The 21,857-nt window shown below is 74.1% G+C and carries 18 protein-coding genes; 9 read left to right on the forward strand and 9 right to left on the reverse strand.

The genetic code is table 11. The annotated features are described in order from the left end of the window. Positions 1–33: 33 nt before the first annotated feature. Positions 34–3,237 (reverse strand): NACHT domain-containing protein, encoded by a 3,204-nt coding sequence (locus SGLAU_RS18730; RefSeq protein ID WP_043502971.1) that lies wholly within the window; start codon positions 3,235–3,237, stop codon positions 34–36. Between the two features lie 382 nt (positions 3,238–3,619). Between SGLAU_RS18730 and SGLAU_RS18735 the strand changes: the two genes are divergently transcribed. The 3 genes from SGLAU_RS18735 (at position 3,620) to SGLAU_RS18745 (ending at position 5,292) form a co-directional block, all read left to right on the forward strand. Then, positions 3,620–4,213 carry a M23 family metallopeptidase gene (locus SGLAU_RS18735; RefSeq protein ID WP_043502973.1) on the forward strand — a complete coding sequence of 198 codons (594 nt, stop codon included), beginning with the start codon at positions 3,620–3,622 and terminating at the stop codon, positions 4,211–4,213. A gap of 150 nt (positions 4,214–4,363) precedes the next feature. After that, entirely contained in the window at positions 4,364–4,795 is a 432-nt protein-coding gene (locus SGLAU_RS18740) for a helix-turn-helix transcriptional regulator (protein WP_244315238.1), read from the forward strand. Positions 4,796–4,857: 62 nt separating this feature from the next. Next, entirely contained in the window at positions 4,858–5,292 is a 435-nt protein-coding gene (locus SGLAU_RS18745; RefSeq protein ID WP_043502975.1) for a VOC family protein, read from the forward strand. 22 nt (positions 5,293–5,314) lie between these two features. On the opposite strand, the gene cseC is transcribed toward SGLAU_RS18745, so the two are convergent. From cseC to SGLAU_RS18770, 5 genes are all read right to left on the reverse strand, one after another. Continuing rightward, a complete protein-coding gene (gene cseC / locus SGLAU_RS18750; RefSeq protein ID WP_412556269.1) occupies positions 5,315–6,940 on the reverse strand; it encodes a two-component system sensor histidine kinase CseC in 1,626 nt (541 codons plus the stop codon). Beyond that, positions 6,829–7,533 (reverse strand): two-component system response regulator CseB, encoded by a 705-nt coding sequence (gene cseB, locus SGLAU_RS18755; RefSeq protein ID WP_043502977.1) that lies wholly within the window; start codon positions 7,531–7,533, stop codon positions 6,829–6,831. Before cseB ends, cseC begins: the two co-directional genes overlap by 112 nt. Positions 7,534–7,647: 114 nt before the next feature. Then, positions 7,648–8,319: a hypothetical protein gene (locus SGLAU_RS18760; protein ID WP_099052833.1), complete on the reverse strand. Its 672-nt coding sequence runs from the start codon at positions 8,317–8,319 to the stop codon at positions 7,648–7,650. After that, positions 8,307–8,846, reverse strand: coding sequence for a SigE family RNA polymerase sigma factor (locus SGLAU_RS18765; protein ID WP_043502979.1), 540 nt, complete (start codon positions 8,844–8,846; stop codon positions 8,307–8,309). Before SGLAU_RS18765 ends, SGLAU_RS18760 begins: the two co-directional genes overlap by 13 nt. A gap of 334 nt (positions 8,847–9,180) precedes the next feature. Next, positions 9,181–10,122 carry an A/G-specific adenine glycosylase gene (locus SGLAU_RS18770; protein WP_043502980.1) on the reverse strand — a complete coding sequence of 314 codons (942 nt, stop codon included), beginning with the start codon at positions 10,120–10,122 and terminating at the stop codon, positions 9,181–9,183. A gap of 299 nt (positions 10,123–10,421) precedes the next feature. On the opposite strand from SGLAU_RS18770, the gene SGLAU_RS18775 reads away from it, so the two are divergent. Continuing rightward, a complete protein-coding gene (locus SGLAU_RS18775) occupies positions 10,422–11,303 on the forward strand; it encodes a hypothetical protein (protein WP_078957777.1) in 882 nt (293 codons plus the stop codon). A gap of 57 nt (positions 11,304–11,360) precedes the next feature. On the opposite strand, the gene disA is transcribed toward SGLAU_RS18775, so the two are convergent. Beyond that, positions 11,361–12,485: a DNA integrity scanning diadenylate cyclase DisA gene (gene disA, locus SGLAU_RS18780; protein WP_043502983.1), complete on the reverse strand. Its 1,125-nt coding sequence runs from the start codon at positions 12,483–12,485 to the stop codon at positions 11,361–11,363. An 80-nt stretch (positions 12,486–12,565) separates the two neighbouring features. Beyond that, positions 12,566–13,975, reverse strand: coding sequence for a DNA repair protein RadA (radA, locus tag SGLAU_RS18785; RefSeq protein WP_043502985.1), 1,410 nt, complete (start codon positions 13,973–13,975; stop codon positions 12,566–12,568). Between the two features lie 267 nt (positions 13,976–14,242). On the opposite strand from radA, the gene SGLAU_RS18790 reads away from it, so the two are divergent. Further along, positions 14,243–15,967, forward strand: coding sequence for a BACON domain-containing protein (locus SGLAU_RS18790; protein ID WP_412556238.1), 1,725 nt, complete (start codon positions 14,243–14,245; stop codon positions 15,965–15,967). A gap of 37 nt (positions 15,968–16,004) precedes the next feature. Here the strand turns inward: SGLAU_RS18790 and SGLAU_RS18795 are convergent, their stop codons facing one another. Further along, a complete protein-coding gene (locus SGLAU_RS18795) occupies positions 16,005–16,760 on the reverse strand; it encodes a hypothetical protein (protein ID WP_412556270.1) in 756 nt (251 codons plus the stop codon). A gap of 227 nt (positions 16,761–16,987) precedes the next feature. Between SGLAU_RS18795 and SGLAU_RS18800 the strand changes: the two genes are divergently transcribed. The 4 genes from SGLAU_RS18800 (at position 16,988) to ilvD (ending at position 21,842) form a co-directional block, all read left to right on the forward strand. Further along, positions 16,988–17,920: a Ppx/GppA phosphatase family protein gene (locus SGLAU_RS18800; protein ID WP_043502990.1), complete on the forward strand. Its 933-nt coding sequence runs from the start codon at positions 16,988–16,990 to the stop codon at positions 17,918–17,920. 478 nt (positions 17,921–18,398) lie between these two features. Beyond that, positions 18,399–19,223, forward strand: coding sequence for a sugar phosphate isomerase/epimerase family protein (locus SGLAU_RS18805; RefSeq protein WP_078957778.1), 825 nt, complete (start codon positions 18,399–18,401; stop codon positions 19,221–19,223). Next, a complete protein-coding gene (locus SGLAU_RS18810; protein ID WP_043502993.1) occupies positions 19,220–19,834 on the forward strand; it encodes a TetR/AcrR family transcriptional regulator in 615 nt (204 codons plus the stop codon). Before SGLAU_RS18805 ends, SGLAU_RS18810 begins: the two co-directional genes overlap by 4 nt. 154 nt (positions 19,835–19,988) lie before the next feature. Beyond that, positions 19,989–21,842: a dihydroxy-acid dehydratase gene (gene ilvD / locus SGLAU_RS18815; RefSeq protein WP_043502995.1), complete on the forward strand. Its 1,854-nt coding sequence runs from the start codon at positions 19,989–19,991 to the stop codon at positions 21,840–21,842. Positions 21,843–21,857: the final 15 nt, after the last annotated feature.

A 21,857-nucleotide genomic window follows, 5' to 3' on the forward strand; every position in this document is an offset into this window, starting at 1 on the left:
CAGGGACGGCAGGCGTCACCGGGACGGCAGGCGTCAGACGACGGCGCGGACCCGGGCGAGGGAAGGGGGGCAGGGCAGCGGCGCCAGGACCTCGTCCGGGATCCGCGGCGCGTCCGGCGCGGGCACGACCACGATCTTGCGCAGAGCCGGGAACAGCTCGGAGATCCGCGTCAGGTCCTCGGTGCCGTGCAGGTTGTTCAGCCGCAGGCTGGTGATCCGGGGCAGCGGCGGGCCCTGCCAGCCGACGGCCTGCCAGTTGATCCGCAGCTCGGTCAGCTCCGGCAGCCGGGCGATCTCCTCGTAGTCCTCCGGGCCGAGCCCGCCGTAGAGCGCCGCCAGGCTGAGCTGCCGGAGGGTGCGGAAGCGGTGCAGGCCGCGCATCCGGGTGTGCCACAGCGCCATCTTGGTGAGCCGCAGGTAGCGCAGCGGGAGCTCGGCCGGGATCGCCTCGTCGAGCGATCCGGCCTCCAGCGGCACCCCCACGTCCAGCTGGTCGAGCGTCGGGCACCGGGCGAGGACGTGCAGCGCGCCCGGCCGTTCCAGGCCGGGCAGCAGATCGAGCGACAGCCAGGTCAGCGGCAGCCCGGCGAGCGGCGTCAGGTCGGTCACGTGCGGGGCCCTGCTCAGGTCGAGGTGGGTCAGCCGCCGCAGGCCCGCGAGGCAGCCCAGGTCCCGCAGCACGTCGTTGCCCCGGATGATCAGCTTCCTGGTGCGTTCCGGCTCCAGTCCCGCCGCGATGGCGTCCGCCGGGATGTCCCCGGTCAGCTGCACCTTGCGGCGCCCGCCCAGCTCGCGCAGGAAGCGCAGGTGGTCGGCGGAGTGGGCCGCGAAGAACAGCCCGCCCTCCCGCAGCCGTGCGACGACCTCCTCCCCGTAGGGCCGCAGCGGGAAGCGGTGCCATGTCCAGGTCAGCTGCGCTCGGACCTCCAGGGAGGGGTGCTCGCGGAACCGGGCCAGCACCGGGAGGGCCGCCTCCGTGCCGATCAGCGACGCCGTGACGACGACCGCCCGCGCCTCGTCCTCGCTCAGTCCCTCCGGTCCCGGCAGCAGCTCCAGGGCGAGCGGCCCGGCCTCGGCCAGGGCGCGGGCCTCCTGGGTGGTGCGGGGCGGGATCAGCGCGGCGGCCCGCCGCTCCACCTCGGTACGGACCTGCGGATCGAGTTCCGTGGCGTGTTCCAGGCAGGCCAGCGCCAGCAGCCGTACGCGGGTGCTCGCGGCGCCCGTCAGCCGGTCCGCGGCGTCGATCAGGCCGCGCAGCAGACCGGCGCGTTCCCGGGGCCGGGCGTGCGCGACCGCCATCCGGATCACGTCCGACCACTGGGTGTCCGCCGCGCTGCGCACCAGCAGCCCGAAGTCGCCGTCCTCCACGGCCGCCCGCGCCCCGAGGTAGTCCTGGAAGGTGCGGTGCACGAACTCCACCGTCCCCTCCGCGGGTTCGCGCAGCAGGCCGCTGCGCAGCAGCAGGTGCCCGAGGATCCGTTCCGCGTCGCCCTGGGCCGCCGCGGCCGGCAGGGCGGGCAGTACGTCGGCGACGATCCGCACGGCACGGTCGCGGTCCAGCTCGGACTGGTTGTTGCGGATCAGCCAGTAGGCGAGCCGCTGGAGGAGCTGGATCTGGGGGAGTTCGGTGAGGTGCACCCCGTCCCCCGGGGTGATCATGTCGCGTTCCTCGTCCCGCCGGGCGAGCAGCATCGACAGGGCGGCGTCGTACAGCTCCTGCCGTCCGTGCGGGAGGTAGCCGCGCCGGTCGCGGTGCAGGGCGCAGATCAGACCGCACATCAGCGGGTTGGTGGCGAGCTGCCCGAGGTCGGGCTTGGTGCGCACCGCGTCGAGCAGGGTGCGCTCGTAGCTGTCGAGGAGGCCGGGGTCGGGTGCGTCGATCCGCGCGGCGGCGTGCCACCGGGTGATGAACGCGGCCACGAAGTCACCGCTCATCGGGGTGAGGGCGAGTTCGGTGAAGCCTTCGGCGGCGAGCCAGTCGGCGCGGACGGCGGAGGGCCGGGAGGTCACCAGCCACTGGTTGCCGGGGTAGACGTCGAGCAGCTCGCGCAGCCAGCGCCTGGTCCGCTCGCGGTCCCGCTCGGCGATCTCGTCGAGGCCGTCCACGAGGAGCAGCCCGCGCCCGTCGCCGAGGACCCGGTCCGCCCAGCCGGCGGGCTGGGTGGCGTGGAAGGGGACGCGTACGGCGGCCAGGAAGGCGTCGGGGGCGGGCAGGCCGTCGGGGCGGCGGACCAGGGTGCGCAGCGGCAGGACGAAGGGGATCCGGCCGCGGGGGCCGCGCAGGGCCGTGGTTCCGCCGGGTGCGCCGGGCCCCGGGGAGCCGCCGGACCCGCCCGGGCCCTGCTCGCCGCGCTCGCCGCGGGCCGCGGTGACCGCGAGCCACTGCACCAGCGTCGTCTTCCCGGACCCGGCGACGCCGCGCAGCAGCACCCGGTCGCGCTCGGCGAGCGCCCGGTCGGCGGGCAGGGCGGTCGCCGCGGAGACGACGGGCCCGCCCTCCGGATCGCCGGTGTGGTCGTCGCCGCTTTCCGGGTGCAGGGCCGTGAGGCTGAGGTAGGCGGCGTCCAGGGGCCAGCGGTCGGGCGAGGCGACCAGGTCGATGCCGTAGATCGTCAGGTGGGCGTGGCGGGTGGCGACGTAGGAGAGGTAGCGCTGCTCGAAGGCCTGGTCGGTGCCGGCGGGCGGCGGGGTGCGGGCGATCAGCTCGTCGACCTTGGTCATCAGCTCGCGCTGGCGGCGGGTCTGCTCGACCAGGGTGCGCGGGACGAAGGTGGACCGCTGGGTGAAGAAGTGCAGGATGTGCAGGCAGGCGGTGGTCAGCAGGCCGTCGAGGAAGAGCCCGGCGTCGCGGGAGAGGTGGCGGGCCGGGTCGCCGGCGGTGCGGCGCAGCCTCCGCGCCAGGGCCTCGGGACCCAGCTCCACGGCCTGGACGTCGGTCATGGTGAGGTCACCGAGGGCGTAGAGGGTGTCGGCGAGGGCGTGTGCGACGGCCTGTTCCTCGTCGGCGGGCAGCGGGCGCTCCCCGGTGGCGACGGCCTGCCGGACCAGCTCGGCGGCCAGCCGTTGGACGTCCGCGGGGCCGAGCCGCCGTTTCTCGCCCCGGAACGAGAGGTGGCCGGAGAGCCGGACGGGCCGGTCCACGAGTCCGGCGCCCGGTCCTTCGGTAACGAAGAGCCTTCGTATGAGCGGCGTCACAACGCTGGAAGCCAGCCTGACCCCGATGGCCGTCGGTTCCATCCCGGTCTCCCCCGAAATCCGTCGACACCCCGTCTGACCAGCAGCGTAGCGCCGGTCACATTCCAGGGGCGGTGGATCTCGCCGTCCGGTGACATGCCACACAGGCGATTTGTCCGGTACTAGCCGGAATAGTGGAAGTGCCGAATCGGGCAAAAAGGGCGTATAGCCCGGAACGCCTTGGCTGGAATCGGCGTCCTGGGGTGGTTCGTCCCGAATGGGTGCTCTGTCAAAAGTCAGGACGTTTCGGGGTCAAGTACTAGCTTGGGCCGTAGATCACGGTTTTGGGCCTTTGTGGGGCCGCGGGTTACCAAGGGATGGCCATCCGGAGCCGATGCCTGAGCGCCGGGTGGTTCTCTCTGTCCCCGACCTTCCGAGGTAGCGAATGTCCCCGCGTGTCACGTCCCGTTCTTCCCGTACGGCCCAGCTCCGCACCCGCGCGGCCGTCCTGGCCGCCGGCCTGGGTGCCTCGGTCGTGCTGGGGGCCGGGGTCGCGGCCGCCGCCCCCTCCAGCGCCCCGACCGCCGTCACCGCCACGACCGCCGCCGCCAAGAAGGCCGCCGGCTGGGTAGCCCCCGTGAAGGGCTACACCAAGACCGCGAGCTTCGCCCAGAACGGCGCCCGCTGGCAGTCCACCCACAGCGGTCAGGACTTCGCGGTCCCGAGCGGCACCAAGGTCGTCGCCGCGCACGGCGGCACCGTCGTCAAGGCGGGCGGCAACGGCGCCGGTGACGGCCCCGCGTACGGCAACGCCATAGTCATCAAGCACGGCAACGGCCAGTACTCCCAGTACGCCCACCTGTCCAAGATCAACGTCAAGGTCGGCCAGATCGTCGCCACCGGCCAGCAGATCGCCCTGTCCGGCAACACCGGCAACTCCAGCGGCCCGCACCTGCACTTCGAGATCCGCACCACGCCGAACTACGGCACGGCGATCGACCCGGTCGCCTTCCTGCGGGCCAAGGGCCTGTCCCTCTGAGGCCACCGCCACCGCACGGCCGGCCCTCCCGGTGAGAGCCGGCCGGCCCTCGCCGACGTGACGGACGCGAGCACCGGCTGAACCCCCGACGACCCCGGGCGCCCCACGGCGCCCGGGGTCGTTGTCGGTGCCGCGCGCCACCATCGGCGTATGGACACCATGCGGCCGCTGCGCCTCGCCAAGGACGCCATGGACCGCGACTGGGCCGACCCCGATCTCGACCTGGCCGCCGTCGCCGGGCACGCCGGCTATTCACGCTTCCACTTCGTCCGCGCCTTCAAGGCCGCCTACGGCGAGACGCCCGGCCGGTACCTGACGCACCGCCGCATCGAGCGGGCCGAGGAGCTGCTGCGCGCCGCCGATCTGTCGGTCACGGAGATCTGCCACCTGGTCGGCTTCAGCAGCCTCGGCACCTTCTCCACCCGCTTCAAGACCCGCACCGGACTCACCCCGGTCGAGTACCGCGCCCGGTACGTCCGCGCGGGCGCCTCCCTCATACCCGGCTGCTACGCCCTGCTGTGGGCCGGCGGCTTCCCGCGGCACGCCGCCGGCCAGGACCGCAATTCCGGAGAAGTGCCCTGAGACCCGCCCCGCCTACGGTGACGAACACGGACACCGACAGCGGACCCGAGGAGAGCAGAGCCATGATCACCGGCCTGGGCATCACCACCGTGTGGACCTTCGACCAGCAGCGCACCAAGACCTTCTTCACCGAGAAGCTGGGCTTCGAGGTGCGCAGCGAGGTCCCGATGGGCGACATGCGGTGGGTCACCGTCGGCGCCAAGGAGCAGCCCGGCGTCGAGCTGGCCCTGATGAGCCTGGACGGGCCCGGCCTGGACGCCGAGTCGTCGCGGGCGCTGAAGGAGCTGGTCGGCAAGGGCGTCATCGGCGCCGGCGCGTTCCGCACCGACGACTGCCGGGGCGACTACGAGACGTTCCGGGCCCGTGGCGTGGAGTTCATCCAGGAGCCCCAGGAGCGGCCGTACGGCATCGAGGCGATCTTCCGCGACGACAACGGCAACTGGTACTCGCTGACCGAGCGCAGCGAGGAGCTGGACTTCTCGAAGGACTTCGGCTGACGTGCCGGCGGCCCTTTGGGCCTCACCGGTCGCCGGACAGCGGCAGCATCGGATGGCTGCCCGTGTTCGTCGGCGCGTGCTCCGGCAGCCACAGCACGGCGACCGCGCCCTCGGCGGGGATGTGCGCGGGGGCGCCCGGGGGGCGGACGTTGCGGAAGGTCAGGCGGGCGCCGAGCACCCGGGCCTGCCCCGCGGCGATGGTCAGGCCCAGCCCGTGGCCGTGTCCGGCCCGGTCCTGGCTGCCGGTGCGGAACCGGCTCGGGCCCTCGGCGAGCAGGTCCTCCGGGAAGCCCGGCCCGTGGTCGCGGACCCGGATCACCCGGCCCTCCACGGTGACCTCGACCGGCGGCCTGCCGTGCCGGGCCGCGTTGGCGAGCAGGTTGAACAGCACCCGCTCCAGGCGCCGCGGATCGGTGGTGACCTCCGACTCGTGCACCACGTGCACCGCGATGTCCGGGTCCTTGGCCGCCACCCGCCGGGCCACGAACTCGCCCAGCAGGATGTCCTGGAGTTCGGCCCGCTCGGAGGCCCCGTCCAGCCGCGCCACCTCCAGCACGTCCTCGACGAGGGTGCGCATGGCCTTCGCCCGGTCCAGCACCAGCTCGGTCGGGCGGCCCGGCGGCAGCAGCTCGGCCGCGGTGAGCAGCCCGGTGACCGGCGTGCGCAGCTCGTGCGCGATGTCCGCGGTGACCCGGCGCTCGGCCTCCAGCCGCTGCTGGAGCGCGTCCGCCATCGCGTCGACGGCCCGGGCGAGATCGTCCGTCTCGTCCCGCACCACCCCGCCGATCGCCTCCCGCACCCGGACGTCCGGCTCGCCCTTGGCGACCCGGTTCGCGGCGGCGGCCGCCTTGCGGAGCCGGCCCGAGAGCTGCCCGCCGATCAGCACGCCGAGCGCGCTGCCGACGAGGACGACCGCGATCGAGCCGATCACCAGGGCCTGGTCGAGGTCGTTGAGGATGTCCGTACTGCGTTCCGTGAGGCCGGTGTGCAGCGACAGCACATGGCCGTCGGCGACCGGCACGGCGGCCCAGATGTCGGGGGAGCCGCCCGGCCGGTCCGCCACGTAGGTCGCCCGGCGCCCCGCCTCCACCTTGGCCCGCAGCTCGTCCGGCAGGTGCGGGTCGTCGATCTTGACGTTGGCGAAGTTGGCCCGGTTGGACAGGTCGAAGGTGTGCTCGGCGATCTGCACGTCCGCGAGGTCGCGCTGGGCGATCTGGATGCGCTCGTCGGCGAGGTCGCGCGCGTTGTCCAGCATCGAGACGCGGGCGGCGTTGTGCACCACGAGGCTGAGCGCGATCGCGACGAGCGCCCCGACCAGCGCGATCGCCGCGCTGAGCTTCCAGCGCAGCCCGGTGCGCAGGCCGTCGGGCAGGCCGGAGCGCAGACCCGGGCCCAGCGCGCCGCCCAGCTTGCCGCGCAGGCCGCCGCCGAGCCGTGTGCCGGTGGCCACGCCGGGGCCCGCGCCGAAACGCGCGCGGACGCCCGCGCGCCGGGCGGACAGACCAGTGATCCCCCGCATCCCTTCGACGCCCCCGCTCAGGCCTTCAGTTTGTAGCCGAAGCCGCGGACCGTCTCGATCCGGTCCTGGCCGATCTTCTGCCGCAGCCGCTGCACATGGACGTCGACGACCCGGGTGTCCCCGCCCCAGCCGTAGTCCCAGACCCGCTCCAGCAGCTTGTCGCGGGAGAGCACGGTGCCGGGCGCCGCGGAGAACTCCAGCAGCAGCCGCATCTCGGTCGGCGTCAGGGCCACCGGCTGCCCGGCCCGGCGCACCTCCATGCCCTCGGTGTCGATCTCCAGGTCGCCGAAGGTCAGCACCCCGCCGGTCGCCGCGGCACCGGACTCGTCGGCCCGGTCACCGCCGCCGGCGTGGCCGAAGCGGCGCAGCACCGCGCGGATCCGCGCCACCAGCACGGCACCGTCGAACGGCTTGGTCACGTAGTCGTCGGCGCCCGCCTCCAGGCCCAGGACGACGTCGATGGCGTCCGCCCGCGCGGACAGCATGATCACCGGCACGGTCGACTCGTCGCGGATCCGGCGGCACAGGCTGACCCCGTCCAGTCCCGGCACCATGACGTCCAGCAGGGCGATGTCGGGGCGGCGGCTGCGGAACGACTCCAGTCCCGACAGCCCGTCGGGCATGGCGGTGACCGCGAAGCCGTCCCGCTCCAGGGCGAGCTGGGTGGCCTCGCGGATGACGTCGTCGTCCTCGACGAACAGGACGTGGGTCTGGTCTGCCATCCGGGATGCTCCGTCGATGCTGGTCAGGGGTCGGGTCGGATCGGGTCGGATCGGGTCGGGTCGGGGCCGTGGCCGGTGCCGGTTCGGTGCCGGTGTCGCGTCGGACGGCCGGTGTCAGTGGCTCTCGGGTGCCGGGGCGGGAGCCTCCCCGACGGCGTTGCCGTACTCGTTGTGCATGCGGTACTCCTCGGCGAAGCGGTCCCCGGTCCAGCGGTAGGTGATCACCACCTCGCCGGAGGGGTTCGAGACGGGGTCGCCCTTCTCGTAGACCTGCCGGGTCACCACCAGGTCGCCCCGGTCGATCTCCGCGTACACCGGGGACTCCTCGGCCCCGAAGACATTCTCGTACCTGCCGTCCGCCCGGTGGTACACGTACGACCCGACGCCGACCGCGTCACCGCAGGTGAGCACGTTGACCACGAGGTCGTCCACGGTGCCGCCGGTCAGGTCGCCGTACGACACGTCGACCGGGTAGTCGCCGGGGACGCAGGGCTTCAGCTCCCGCTTGACCGCCGCGGAGACGCGCGGGTCGCTGCGCACCAGCCGGAGCGCGTCCCTCCGGTTCGGTGTGACGGACGCGGACGGCTGGTCGGAGGGCGCGGCGCCCGCACCCGCCACCGAGCCGACGTGGGCCGGACCCTCGTCCCGCGCCCCGGTGCCGCCCGTGCCGCACGCGGCCAGGCACAGGGCGAGGGCGGCGAGCAGGACCACCGCCCCGCCGGCCGCCCGGGCGCCTCGGTCGCCAGGGGCTGTCCCAGCCGTTCCCGTACCGGTCAGGCCGCGCACCGCTCCCGCTCCTCACGCTCCAGCGCGCGTGCGTCCAGATCGCGTGCCTCCAGCTCCTCGCGGAGCCGGGCGAGCGCCCGGTGCAGCGTGCTCTTGACCGTACCGGCCGACATGCCGAGGGCCGCGGCCGTCTCCTCCGTGGACATCTGCTCCCAGTGTCGCAGCACGACCACGCTGCGCTGCTTCGGGGCGAGCACCTTCATGACGTCCATCAGCAGGGCGCGGTCCGCGTGCTGTTCGGTGGAGTCGTCGACCGAGGCGTCCGGCAGCTGCTCGGTCGGCACCTCCTCCAGCTTCCGCGCCCGCCACCACTCGGTCCGTGTGTTGATCATGACCCGGCGCAGGTAGGCGTCGGCCAGGCGCTTGTCCGCGATGCCGTCCCAGCGGCCGTACGTCCGGGCGAGCGCCGTCTGGAGGAGGTCCTGCGCGTCGACCGGGTCCGGTACCAGGCGCCGGGCGCTGCGCAGCAGCGCGTCCTGCCGGGTGCGGACGTACTCCTCGAACTCGAGCACCTCGCCCTGCGCCATGATGAACCGCCTCCGTCTTTTCCCCGTTGTCCCGTTGCTCGTCCCGTCACTGCCGGGCACCGCAATGAAGCTACGGAGGCGTTGTCACGGGGCTGTGCGAAGCAGCCCGCGACTGTCAATCGGCTGTCCGTCGGTTGTGTAACGAAAGGAGGAATGGGGTAAAGGGGGAGGGCGCTTCGACCGGATATGGGGTGTTTTCGGAGCGAGCGGGGGTGGAAGCGACGGCGGCCGGAGCCGGCCGCGCCGTCACATCCGTACCGTCACCCCGGTGCGCCCGGCGGCCGCGCGGGCCGCCGGCCGCGCGCATCCCGGGCCCGGCGGCCGCGCGCCCGCCTCAGCTCAGCGGCAGCCGGTACAGCCCGCCGGGCAGCGGCTCGACCAGGCCGTCGGCGACCAGCCCGTCCAGCGCCCGGGCGCGCTGCACCGGCTCGTGCCACACCCGGTCCAACGCGGCCTGCGGAACCGGCGCGTGGGCCTCGCGCAGCACGGCGAGCAGCTTGCCGCGCACCTGCCGGTCGGTCCCGGCGTACGTCTGGCCGCGGCGCGGCGGGCCCTCGTGCTCCGGCTTGCCGGCGAGCCGCCAGGCGCACTGCGCGGCGATCGGACAGCGCGGGCAGCTCTCGTTCTTGGCGGTGCACACCAGCGCGCCCAGCTCCATCGAGGCGGCGGCCCAGCGGGCGGCGGTCCGCTCGTCCTCGGGCAGCAGCGCACGGGCCAGCCGCCGCTCGGCGGCGGTGGTGGCGTTCGGCGGGTACCGCACCCCGGTCACCGCGCGGGCGAACACCCGGCGCACATTGGTGTCCAGCACCGGATGGCGCTGGCCGTACGCGAAGGAGGCGACCGCGGCGGCCGTGTATTCGCCGATGCCGGGCAGCGCCAGGAGCTGCGCGTGGTCGGTCGGTACGTCACCGCCGTGCCGTTCCGTTATGGCGACCGCGGCGCCGTGCAGCCGCAGGGCGCGGCGCGGATAGCCGAGCCGTCCCCAGGCGCGGACCGCCTCGCCGGGCGGCTCCTCGGCGAGGTCGGCGGGGCGCGGCCAGCGCGCCAGCCACTGCTCGTAGACGGGCAGCACGCGGTTGACCGGAGTCTGCTGGAGCATGAACTCGCTGACCATCACGCCCCACGGCCCGGCCTCGGGGCGCCGCCAGGGGAGGTCGCGCGCGTGCTCGTCGAACCAGGCGATGACGGGGGCGTGCAGGTGCTCGCCGGTGGCGGTGGCGGTGTCGGCGGTACCGGGGGCGGGGATGCCGGGCAGGGGCTTCGTGGGAGCAGTCATGACGGTTCCGATCCTGCCACGCCGAGGGGCGGGGGCGGGGTTCCCGGCGTGGCCGAGCGTGCCGTCCGCCGGGCCGGCGGCGCGCGGCCGACGACTTCCGGGCCGTGCCGCCCCTTGTGTTCCGGCCCCGGGGGTACCTCCTCACTCATGGCCAAGGGTGCAAGGGCGCGAACGCGAACGCGTGCAGGGCGGGCCGCCGGGGTGGAAGGGCGGGTTCCGAGATGATGATCCGGAAAAGTTGTCGCGCGGAGCGGCGGGTGGGACGAGCGAACGGGTTGATCTCTCGTACAGTTTGCGCCGTGGGATCTCTGCGCAATCCGGTCGGGCCGCTTCCCTCCTCCATCTACTGGCGACGGAGGGCCGTCCTGCTGTCCGTGGTCGCCCTGTTGGCGCTGCTGATCACCTGGACCGTCACCTCGGGCGACGGCGGCGGTGGCAACGACGCCGGCGGTTCCGACGGCAAGAACCCCCTGCCCACGATCACCGCCGGGCCCTCCGGTTCCGGGCCGGCGATCACCGAACGCCCCGGCGGGCGCGACGAGTCGGGCAGCGGTGGCTCCGGCGGGGCCGGGGACCCGGGCGGCTCCGGCGGCGGTTCCGGTGACGGGCCGGGCGGGGGATCGGGCGACGGCTCGGACGCCGGTGGCTCCGCCGGTTCCGGGGGCTCCGACGGCGCGGGCGGTACGGACTCCACGGACGGCAAGCCGGGTGCGTCCGGCTCCGGCGCGGTGGCCACCGGTGTCGGCGCGAAGGACGCGCTGCCCGCGGGCTCCGCACTGCCCAACTGCACTGCGGGCGCCGTCACCTTGAGCGTGCGCAGCGTGCGCAACTCCTACTCGCCGGACCAGACCCCCGCGTTCCGGATCACCGCCCGGAACTCGGCCGGCAGCGACTGCAAGATCGACCTCGGTCCGCGCGGCACGGTGCTGACGATCACTCAGGCCGACGGCGACGACGCCTACTGGTCGTCCGCGGACTGCCCCAAGGGTGCCGCCCGCCTGCTCTACCGGGTCCCGGCGAAGAGCGGCATCACCTACACCGTCGAGTGGGACCGCAAGCCGAGCGCCCCCGAGTGCGCGACGCCCCCGGCCGGGACGGCCAAGCCCGGCACGTACCTGCTGGAGGCCAAGGCCAAGGGCTTCGCGAAGGCACAGACGTCGTTCGTGCTCGACGCGGACTGATCCGGACGCCGAAGGGGGTCGCGCCCGACCGGGTGCGACCCCCTTCGGCATCCGTGGTCAGACGTACCGCTCCAGGATCGAGCTCTCCGCCAGCCGCGACAGCCCCTCGCGCACGCTGCGCGCCCGGGCCTCGCCCACGCCGTCCACGGTCTGCAGATCGTCCACGCTCGCGGCGAGCAGCTTCTGCAGCCCGCCGAAGTGCTCCACCAGCCGGTCGATGATCGCGCCGGGCAGCCGCGGCACCTTGGCCAGCAGCCGGAAGCCGCGCGGCGACACCGCGGAGTCCAGGGTCTCCGGCGAGCCGGTGTACCCCAACGCGCGCGCCACCGTGGGCATTTCCAGCAGCTCGGCGTGGGTCAGCGCGTCCAGCTCGGACAACGCCTCGTCGACCGTGCGGGAACGCTTGGCGGTCGGTTCGGGCACGTAGTCCCGTACGACCAGTTCGCGCTCGGGCTCCACACCGGCGATCAACTCGTCGAGCTGGAGCGCGAGCAGGCGGCCGTCGGTGCCCAGCTCCACCACGTACTCGGCGATCTCGGTGGCGATCCGGCGCACCATCTCCAGCCGCTGGGCGACCGCCGAGACGTCCCGGACCGTCACCAGGTCCTCGATCTCCAGTGCCGACAGGGTGCCCGCGACCTCGTCGAGGCGGAGCTTGTACCGCTCCAGGGTGGCGAGGGCCTGGTTGGCGCGGGAGAGGATCGCCGCCGAGTCCTCCAGGACGCGGCGCTGTCCGTCGACGTAGAGGGCGATCAGCCGCATCGACTGGGAGACGGAGACCACGGGGAAGCCGACCTGCTTGCTGACCCGGTCCGCGGTGCGGTGCCGGGTGCCGGTCTCCTCGGTCGGGATCGTCGCGTCGGGCACGAACTGCACACCCGCCCGCAGGATCTTCGACAGGTCGGAGGAGAGCACGATGCCGCCGTCCAGCTTGCACAGCTCCCGCAGCCGGGTCGCCGTGAACTCCACGTCGAGCACGAAGCCGCCCGTGCACATCGCCTCGACGGTCTTGTCGGAGCCGAGCACGATCAGACCGCCGGTGTTGCCGCGCAGCACCCTTTCGAGTCCGTCGCGCAGGGCCGTGCCGGGTGCCACGGCGCTCAGCGAGGCGCGCATCAGGCCATCGGCACCGGAACTCCCACCGGACTTTCCGGGAGCTGCTGCCCGGTCGTTGGCTGCCACTGCACTCCTCCGGTCGCAGGTTCTGGGGCGCTCCCGCAAACGCACTCGGTTCGTACGGACGGGCGAGACCAGGGCAAAGTCTACCGGCGGTCCTCCGCCTCCCGGGGGGCGTCTCGGCGACGGGAGCGGGGGAGGACCCTGAGGGCGTCCCCTATGTCGGCGACTTCCAGGACCTTCATACCGGCCGGGACCTTCCCCGGATCACCCGGCACCAGCGCGTGCGTGAAGCCCAGGCGGTGCGCCTCGGAGAGCCGGCGCTGCACCCCGGTGACCCGTCTGACCTCGCCCGCGAGGCCCACCTCGCCGATCGCGACGAGGTTCTTGGGCAGCGGGGTGTCGCTGGCCGCGGAGGCCAGGGCGAGGGCGATCGCGAGGTCGGCGGCCGGCTCGGAGAGCTTCACGCCGCCGACCGTCGCCGAGTAGATGTCCCTCTTGCCCAGGGCGCTGATCCGGCCGCGCTGCTCCAGGACGGCCAGCATCATCGACACCCGCGAGGTCTCCAGGCCGGAGGTGGTGCGGCGCGGGGAGGGGATCTGGGAGTCGACGGTGAGCGCCTGCACCTCGGCCACCAGGGGGCGGCGGCCCTCCAGGGTGACGGTCAGGCAGGTGCCGGGGACCGGTTCGTCACGTCGTGTCAGGAAAAGTCCGCTCGGGTCGGTGAGGCCCGTGATGCCCTCGTCGTGCAGTTCGAAGCAGCCGACCTCGTCCGTCGCCCCGTACCGGTTCTTGACGCCGCGCACCAGCCGCAGCCGGGCGTGCCGGTCGCCCTCGAAGTGCAGGACGACGTCCACCAGGTGCTCCAGCAGGCGCGGACCGGCGATCGCGCCGTCCTTGGTGACATGGCCCACCAGGAGGGTGGACATGCCGCGCTCCTTGGAGGCCCGGATCAGGGCGCCGGCCACCTCGCGGACCTGCGCCATGCCGCCCGGGGCGCCGTCGATCTCCGGGGACGCCACCGTCTGCACCGAGTCGAGGATCAGCAGCGACGGCTTCACCGCGTCCAAGTGACCGAGGACGGCGGACAAATCGGTCTCCGCCGCCAGGTACAGGTGGTCGTCCAGGGCGCCGATGCGGTCGGCGCGCAGCCGGACCTGGCTGGCCGACTCCTCGCCCGTGACGTACAGGGTCCGGTGCTCCTCGCTCGCCGACTTGGCGGCCACGTCCAGCAGCAGCGTCGACTTGCCGACCCCGGGCTCGCCCGCGAGCAGCACCACCGCGCCGGGCACCAGGCCGCCGCCGAGCACCCGGTCCAGCTCGGGCACGCCGGTGGTGCGGGCGGTGGCCGTGCGGCCGTCGACCTGGCCGATGGGCAGGGCGGAGGTGGTGACGCGGCCCGGTGTCGTCGTGCGGACCGCGGGCGCGCCGTACTCCTCGACCGTCCCCCAGGCCTGGCACTCGGGGCAGCGGCCGAGCCACTTCGCCGTCTGCCAGCCGCACTCGGTGCAGCGGTAGGACGGGCGGTCCTTGGTGGTCTTCGTACGGGCAGCCATGGACGAAACCGTAACCGGCCGCACTGACAACGCGGCGGCGCGGGCCGGGCCGCGGCGGCCGGGCCGCCGGTGACGGCTCCCCGTGCCCGCCCCGGCGCCGCCCGCCCGCGATCCGGCGCCACCCGCCGCGATCCGGCCGCACCTTCCGGAAACGGCCGCGGAACGCTCGGCTCCTGTCCCCTTATGAGGGATCGTTTCACCCGTACGGATTAAAAGTGCTCAAGGGGGCGGAAGCGCCCTTCCCCGGCCCCCTACGGTCACCGGGTGATGAGCAGCAGCCCGGAGACCCCGACCCGCACGACCGGTGCACACCGGGCGCACCGCGAGGCGCGCGACCGCGCTGCGGCGCGCACGCTGGCGCACCGTCCCCCCGAGCGCTACGAGCCCCACCTCGACGGACTCTTCACCTACTGCCTGTCCGTCCTGTGCGACCACGACGGCGCCACCGCCGCCCTCGGCGAGGCGCTGGCCGTCGCCGAGCGCCGCGGCCAGCGCGTCCCCGTCGCCCCCGGCGAGCGCCGCGCCTGGCTGTACGCGCTGGCCCGCTGGGCCTGTCTGCGCAAGCTGGCCGAGGCCAAGCAGAAACGTCAGGGCACCCACGCGGCGGGCCGCCACAGCCCCGCCCGCCGGCGGACCGGGCCGCCGGCCGCCCCGCCGGTCTCCGAGGAGGCCCAGGAGGAGCGCCGGCGGGAGCTGGCCCTGCTCGCCTGGCCGGAGGCCGCCGGCACCAGCCCGGAACAGCGCGAGGCGCTGGAACTCGCCGTACGCCATCACCTGACCGCCCACGAGGTCGCCGCCGTGCTCGGCATGGACCCGGCCGCCGCCCGCGAGCTGCTGGCGGCCGCCGCCTGCGAGGTCGAGCGGACCCGCGCGGCGCTCGCCGTCGTCGAGAGCGGCACCTGCCCGGGCGTCGCCCGGCTCAGCGGCGACCACCAGCTCGTGCTCAGCCCCGCGCTGCGCCGCGAGCTGATCCGGCACGTCGACGACTGCCCGCGCTGCCGCCGCGGCGCCCAGCGCGCGGTCCCCGGCCGCTGGCCGGGCGCCACCCTCACCCCCGCCGAACTGCCCGTCCTGGCGGCGCCCCGCGCGGCCCTCCGGGTGGCCATGGGCCGCCACCCGCGCGCGCGGGGAGCCGCCGCCCCCCGCTTCGACCGGCGCGGCTTCCCCATGGACCCCAAGGACCGGGCCGCCCGCCGGGACCGCATCCGCGCGCGGGCCGTCACCACGACGGTCGTCGCCACCGTCGTCGCCGCCCCCGTGATCGCCCTGTGGTCCGCCTACCGGGGCACCCCCGGCACCGGCGAGGCGGAGACCGGCGGCGCCACCACCAGCCGTGACGACACCGCCGGGGACCTCGGCGGCGAGGCGTCGGGCGGCGGCTACGAGAACGCCGGGAACGCCAGCACCCGGGCCGGCGGACGCCTCACCCCGGGCGACCGGCCCGACGTCTCCGTCGAGGTCGTCGGCGTCGCCGGCGCCGGACCGCAGGGCGCGCAGCAGCTCCAGGTCACCGCCGGCCGCAGCGGCGACACCACCCTCGTGACCCTCACCGCCTCCGGCCGCGCCCCGGTCCGCTGGTCCGCGTCCACCGGCGCCGCCTGGCTGTACCTCAGCCGGACCTCGGGCACCCTGCGGCCCGGCGAGTCCCTCACGATCAGGGTGTACGTCGACCACCTGCGCGAGCCGTCCGGGTACTGGACCGCGCGGGTCGCGGTCTCACCCGCCGGCGCCGTCGTCACCATCGCGGGCCACGGCACCGCGCCCACCCCGGCCGGCCCCGGCCCGAACCCGCTGCCGACCCGGCCGTCCGGCCCGCCCCCGGTCACCCCGGACCCCACGCCGACGCCCAGCGAACCCAGCGCGCCGCCGTCCGGCAGCACGCCCCCGTCGACCGACCCCGAGCCCACGCCCAGCGCGTCCACCCCGCCGGACGCCGGCGGGCAGACCCCGTCGCCCGGCGACGGCGGCGACCCGAGCCCCGGCACGTCCTGAACGCGACGGGACCGGCGCGGGGGCCGGGGCGCCGGTGTCAGACCGCCGGGTCCGCGGGATGCGGCGCGACCAGCGGCAGCTGCGAGGCCAGCCGCTGCTCGCACAGCTCGACCAGCCGGTCGTAGCCCGCCTTGCCCATCAGCTCGGTCAGCTCCGCGCGGTAGGAGACGTACACCGGTTCCCCCGCGCCGTGCGCCGAGGTCGCCGACGTGCACCACCAGTGCAGGTCGTGGCCGCCCGGACCCCAGCCCCGGCGGTCGTACTCACCGATGGACACCTGGAGCACCCGGGTGTCGTCGGGCCGGTCGATCCACTCGTAGGTGCGGCGGACCGGGAGCTGCCAGCAGACGTCCGGCTTGGTCTCCAGCGGCTCCCGGCCCTCCCTCAGCGCCAGGATGTGCAGGGAGCAGCCCGCGCCACCCGCGAAGCCCGGGCGGTTCTGGAAGATGCACGAGCCCTGGTACGGGCGGGTCTGCCGGGAGCCCTCGTCGTCCTCGGAGACCCAGCCGCTCTCCATGCCGACGTCGTGGTGCTGCCAGATCTCCGGCGTGAGCCTCGCCACGTGCCCGGCGACCCGCTTCTCGTCGTCCTCGTCGGAGAAGTGCGCGCCGAGCGAGCAGCAGCCGTCGTCCGCGCGGCCCGCCTGGATGCCCTGGCAGCCGCTGCCGAAGATGCAGTTCCAGCGAGAGGTGAGCCATGTCAGATCACAGCGGAACACCTGCTCGTCGTCCGCCGGATCGGGGAACTCCACCCACGCGCGGGCGAAGTCGAGGCCCTTCTCGTCGGACGTCAGGTCCCGCGGCGCCGTCGTCGGGGCGCCCTTCGCGGCTTTCGCCGACGAAGAACCCAGGACCGATTCGTCCCTCTTGGCCTTCTTCGCGGCCTTTTCGTTCTTCGTCTTTTTCGTCTTTGGCACGGGACCAGGGTAAGTCGCCCGGGACGGCTGCCGGGACCTCCCGCGGCGGATCGGGTCCGGCTTCGGGGGCGGCGGGCGGCACGGCTGGCAGTAGCGTGCCGTACATGAGACTCGGAGTCCTCGACGTGGGATCGAACACGGTGCATCTGCTGGTGGTGGACGCGCACCCGGGCGCGCGCCCGCTGCCCGCGCATTCGCACAAGGTGGAACTCCGCCTCGCCCAGCTCCTCGACGGGGACGGGGCCATCGGCCCCCACGGGATCGACAGGCTGACGGCCGTCGTCCACGACGCGCTCCAGGCCGCCGAGGACAAGGGCGTCGAGGAACTGCTGCCGTTCGCCACCTCCGCCGTGCGCGAGGCCCGCAACGCCGACGAGGTCCTCGCGCGCGTGCGGGCCGGGACCGGCGTCGAACTGCAGGTGCTGAGCGGGGCCGAGGAGGCCCGGCTGACCTTCCTCGCCGTCCGCCGCTGGTTCGGCTGGTCGGCCGGGAAACTGCTCGTCCTGGACATCGGCGGCGGTTCCCTGGAGATCGCCTACGGCATGGACGAGGAGCCCGACGCGGCCGTCTCCCTCCCGCTCGGCGCCGGCCGGCTCACCGCCGCCTGGCTCCCCGGCGACCCGCCCGCCCCGGACGACGTCCGGGCGCTGCGCCGCCACGTCCGCGCACAGATAGCCCGCACCGTCGGGGAGTTCAGCCGCTTCGGCGCCCCCGACCACGTCGTCGCCACCTCCAAGACCTTCAAGCAGCTCGCCCGCATCGCCGGCGCCGCCCGCTCCGCCGAGGGCCTCTACGTCCAGCGCGAGCTGAAGCGGGCGTCCCTGGAGTCCTGGGTGCCCCGCCTCGCCGCCATGAGCGCCGACGAGCGCGCCGAACTCCCCGGCGTCTCCGAGGGCCGTGCCGGCCAGCTCCTCGCGGGCGCCCTGGTCGCCGAGGGCGCGATGGACCTCTTCCGCGTGGAAACCCTCGAGATCTGCCCCTGGGCCCTGCGGGAGGGGATCATCCTTCGGCGGCTCGACCACATGCCGGGGGAGTGAGGCGGGACCCCGCGCCGCGCCCCGGCCCCGCGCCCCCCCCTCGCGCGCCCGCCGTACCTCCGCGCCCGCGCCGTACCCCCGCGCCCCCTCGCGCGCCCGCCGTACCCCCGCGCCCGCCCGCCGCACCCCTCCTGACGCGTGGCGTACGTGAAGTACGCCACCCCGGCCCTCGCCACCCGAGCCCCCGGCACACCCCCGGCGCCCGGCGCCCGGCGCCTTCCGCACTCCGGGCGCGCGCCCTCGCTCCACACGCCTGAATACCGCCCATACGCCTGCATACCGGCCGCATATCCCCTGCGTGCGGCCCGTCTCGTCGCACCCGGGCGCCTCGTCGAACCGTCGCCCGGCGAGCCCGCACCCGGCCCGGCGCCACCACCGGAACCACCCCCGCGCGCGCGTGGCCGATTGCCGCGCCCCCGCGGGCGGCGCACAGCGGCTCCCGCCCCGGCGCCGAGCCACGCCCCGTACCCTGTCCTTCGTGGCAGAACCAGTGGTGCGCATCCCGGATGCGAAGGTCGCCCTCTCGACGGCTTCCGTCTATCCGGAGTCGACGGCGACGGCCTTCGAGATCGCCGCGCGCCTCGGGTACGACGGGGTCGAGGTCATGGTGTGGAACGACCCGGTCAGCCAGGACATCGAGGCGCTGCGCCGGCTCAGCGACTACCACCACGTGCCGATCCTCGCCGTGCACGCCCCCTGCCTGCTGATCACCCAGCGCGTCTGGACCACCGACCCCTGGGTCAAGCTCCAGCGCGCCCGTGCGGCGGCCGAGAAGCTCGGCGCGAGCACGGTCGTCGTGCACCCGCCGTTCCGCTGGCAGCGGCAGTACTCCCGTGACTTCGTCGCCGGCATCTGGCGGATGGCGAACGAGACGGATGTCCGCTTCGCCGTCGAGAACATGTACCCCTGGCGCTACCGCGACCGCGAGATGCTGGCGTACGCCCCCGACTGGGACGTCACCAAGGACGACTACCGGCACTTCACGATCGACCTCAGCCACACCGCCACCGCCCGCACCGACGCCCTGCAGATGGTCGACCGCATGGGTGACCGGCTCGGCCACATCCACCTCGCCGACGGCAACGGCTCCGCCAAGGACGAGCACCTGGTCCCCGGCCGCGGCACCCAGCCCTGCGCGGAGGTGCTGGAACGCCTCGCCCTGACCGGTTTCGACGGCCATGTCGTCATCGAGGTCAACACCCGGCGCGCCATGTCCAGCGCCGAACGCGAGGCCGACCTGGCGGAGGCGCTGGCCTTCACCCGGCTCCACCTGGCCTCCGCGGCGCGGGTGCCCCGGCGATGACCGACGCGACCGCCCGCCGCCGGGGCCGCCCCCGCCGCACGGAGTCCGGTGCGCCGGGCGACACCCGGGACCGCATCCTGGCCGCCGCCCGCGAGCAGTTCTCCGAGCACGGCTACGAGAAGACGTCCGTGCGGGGCATCGCCAAGGCGGCCGGTGTGGACCCGGCGCTGGTGCACCACTACTTCGGCACGAAGGAACAGGTCTTCCAGGCGGCGGTGGAGACGGTCTTCGCGCCCGCCCTGCGCGCACCGGACGTGGTCTTCGACGGCCCGGCCGACGAGGTCGGCGAGCGGTTCGCGCGGTTCCTGTTCGGGGTCTGGGAGAACCCGGTGACCCGCACGCCGCTGCTGGCGGTGCTGCGGTCGGCCGTCAACAACGAGGTGGCCGCCGCCGTCTTCCGCCGGCTGGTCACGAGCCAGCTGCTGCGCCGGGTCGCGGGCCGGCTGGACCAGCCGGACGCCGAGCTGCGGGCCGAGCTGGCCGCCGCCCAGCTGGTCGGCGTCGCCATGATGCGTTACGTGATCAAGCTGGAGCCGCTGGCGTCGGCCGACATGGACGTGATCGTCGCGCGCGTGGCGCCCGTGGTGCAGCGGCACCTCACCCACCCCTGACGCCACCTCGGCGAAACCTGATCTCTGAGACGCCCGTCCCGCCATACGGACACCCCGCCCGGGCTGTCGCACCCCCGGCGTACGCTCGACTCATCCAGAACTCTCCGTCTCATCCGGAAGTCTCCGGCTGAGATCCTTGAAGGAGCGAGCGACGATGCCCGAGCTGAGGTCCCGCACAGTCACCCACGGCCGCAACATGGCGGGCGCCCGCGCCCTTATGCGCGCCTCCGGTGTACCCGGTGCGGACATCGGCCGGAAGCCGATCATCGCGGTCGCCAACAGCTTCACCGAGTTCGTGCCCGGCCACACCCACCTCCAGCCGGTCGGCCGGATCGTCAGCGAGGCGATCAGGGAGGCGGGCGGCATCCCGCGCGAGTTCAACACGATCGCCGTCGACGACGGCATCGCGATGGGCCACGGCGGCATGCTCTACAGCCTGCCCTCCCGCGACCTGATCGCGGACAGCGTGGAGTACATGGTGGAGGCGCACTGCGCCGACGCCCTGGTCTGCATCTCCAACTGCGACAAGATCACCCCGGGCATGCTGATGGCGGCCCTGCGCCTCAACATCCCCGCGGTCTTCGTCTCCGGCGGCCCCATGGAGTCCGGCCGCGCCACCCTGGTCGACGGCACGGTCCGCACCCTCGACCTGGTCGACGCGATCTCCGACGCCGTGAACGACAAGATCTCGGACGAGGACATCCTCCGCATCGAGGAGAACGCCTGTCCGACCTGCGGCTCCTGTTCCGGCATGTTCACCGCCAACTCGATGAACTGCCTGACCGAGGCCATCGGCCTGTCCCTCCCCGGCAACGGGTCCGTCCTGGCCACCCACACCGCCCGCCGCGCGCTCTACGAGAACGCCGCCCGCACGGTCATGGACATCACCCGCCGCTACTACGAGCAGGACGACGACTCGGTCCTGCCCCGCAACGTCGCCACCTTCGCCGCCTTCGAGAACGCGATGGCCCTCGACATCGCGATGGGCGGCTCCACCAACACGATCCTGCACCTGCTGGCCGCCGCCCAGGAGGCCGGCGTCCCGTTCGGCCTGGCGGAGATCGACGCGGTGTCCCGCCGGGTCCCGTGCCTGGCCAAGGTCGCGCCCAACGTCGCCAAGGACCGCACGTACTACATGGAGGACGTGCACCGCGCAGGCGGCATCCCCGCCCTGCTCGGCGAACTGCACCGCGCGGGCCTGCTCAACGAGGACGTGCACGCCGTGCACAGCCCGTCCCTGTCGGACTGGCTCAAGACCTGGGACGTGCGCGGCGGCTCCCCGTCCCCCGAGGCCGTCGAGCTGTGGCACGCCGCCCCCGGCTGCGTCCGCTCCGCCGAGGCCTTCTCCCAGTCGGAGCGCTGGGAGGCCCTCGACACCGACGCCGAGAACGGCTGCATCCGCTCCGCCGAGCACGCCTACTCCAAGGACGGCGGCCTCGCGGTCCTCAAGGGCAACCTCGCGGTCGACGGCTGCGTGGTGAAGACGGCCGGCGTCGACGAGTCGATCTGGACCTTCGAGGGCCCCGCCGTCGTCTGCGAGTCGCAGGAGGAGGCCGTCGAGAAGATCCTCAACAAGCAGATCACCCACGGCGACGTGGTCGTCATCCGCTACGAGGGCCCGAAGGGCGGCCCCGGCATGCAGGAGATGCTCTACCCGACGTCCTTCCTCAAGGGCCGCGGCCTCGGCAAGACCTGCGCGCTGATCACCGACGGCCGGTTCTCCGGCGGCACCTCCGGCCTGTCCATCGGCCACGCCTCCCCGGAAGCGGCGTCCGGCGGCACCATCGCGCTCGTCCAGGACGGCGACCGCATCCGCATCGACATCCCGAACCGGTCGATCGAGCTGCTGGTCGACGAGGCCGAACTGGCCCGCCGCGAGCAGGCCCTCGACGGCGTCTACGCCCCGAGGAACCGCGACCGCAAGGTCTCGGCCGCCCTGCGCGCGTACGCCGCGATGGCCACCAGCGCCGACAAGGGCGCGGTCCGCGACGTCGGCAAGCTGGGCTGACCGCCGCGCGCCCCG

The organism is Streptomyces glaucescens (assembly GCF_000761215.1).
Lineage (GTDB): Bacteria > Actinomycetota > Actinomycetes > Streptomycetales > Streptomycetaceae > Streptomyces > Streptomyces glaucescens_B.

Bases quoted from the DNA above. Each gene is read 5' to 3' on its own strand.
- SGLAU_RS18740 (WP_244315238.1), top strand. From the start codon at position 4,364: ATGGACACCATGCGGCCGCTGCGCCTCGCCAAGGACGCCATGGACCGC.
- SGLAU_RS18765 (WP_043502979.1), bottom strand. From the start codon at position 8,846: ATGGCGCAGGGCGAGGTGCTCGAGTTCGAGGAGTACGTCCGCACCCGG.
- SGLAU_RS18745 (WP_043502975.1), top strand. From the start codon at position 4,858: ATGATCACCGGCCTGGGCATCACCACCGTGTGGACCTTCGACCAGCAG.
- SGLAU_RS18790 (WP_412556238.1), top strand. From the start codon at position 14,243: ATGAGCAGCAGCCCGGAGACCCCGACCCGCACGACCGGTGCACACCGG.
- SGLAU_RS18810 (WP_043502993.1), top strand. From the start codon at position 19,220: ATGACCGACGCGACCGCCCGCCGCCGGGGCCGCCCCCGCCGCACGGAG.
- SGLAU_RS18800 (WP_043502990.1), top strand. From the start codon at position 16,988: ATGAGACTCGGAGTCCTCGACGTGGGATCGAACACGGTGCATCTGCTG.
- radA (WP_043502985.1), bottom strand. From the start codon at position 13,975: ATGGCTGCCCGTACGAAGACCACCAAGGACCGCCCGTCCTACCGCTGC.
- SGLAU_RS18730 (WP_043502971.1), bottom strand. From the start codon at position 3,237: ATGGAACCGACGGCCATCGGGGTCAGGCTGGCTTCCAGCGTTGTGACG.
- ilvD (WP_043502995.1), top strand. From the start codon at position 19,989: ATGCCCGAGCTGAGGTCCCGCACAGTCACCCACGGCCGCAACATGGCG.
- SGLAU_RS18770 (WP_043502980.1), bottom strand. From the start codon at position 10,122: ATGACTGCTCCCACGAAGCCCCTGCCCGGCATCCCCGCCCCCGGTACC.
- SGLAU_RS18735 (WP_043502973.1), top strand. From the start codon at position 3,620: ATGTCCCCGCGTGTCACGTCCCGTTCTTCCCGTACGGCCCAGCTCCGC.
- cseB (WP_043502977.1), bottom strand. From the start codon at position 7,533: ATGGCAGACCAGACCCACGTCCTGTTCGTCGAGGACGACGACGTCATC.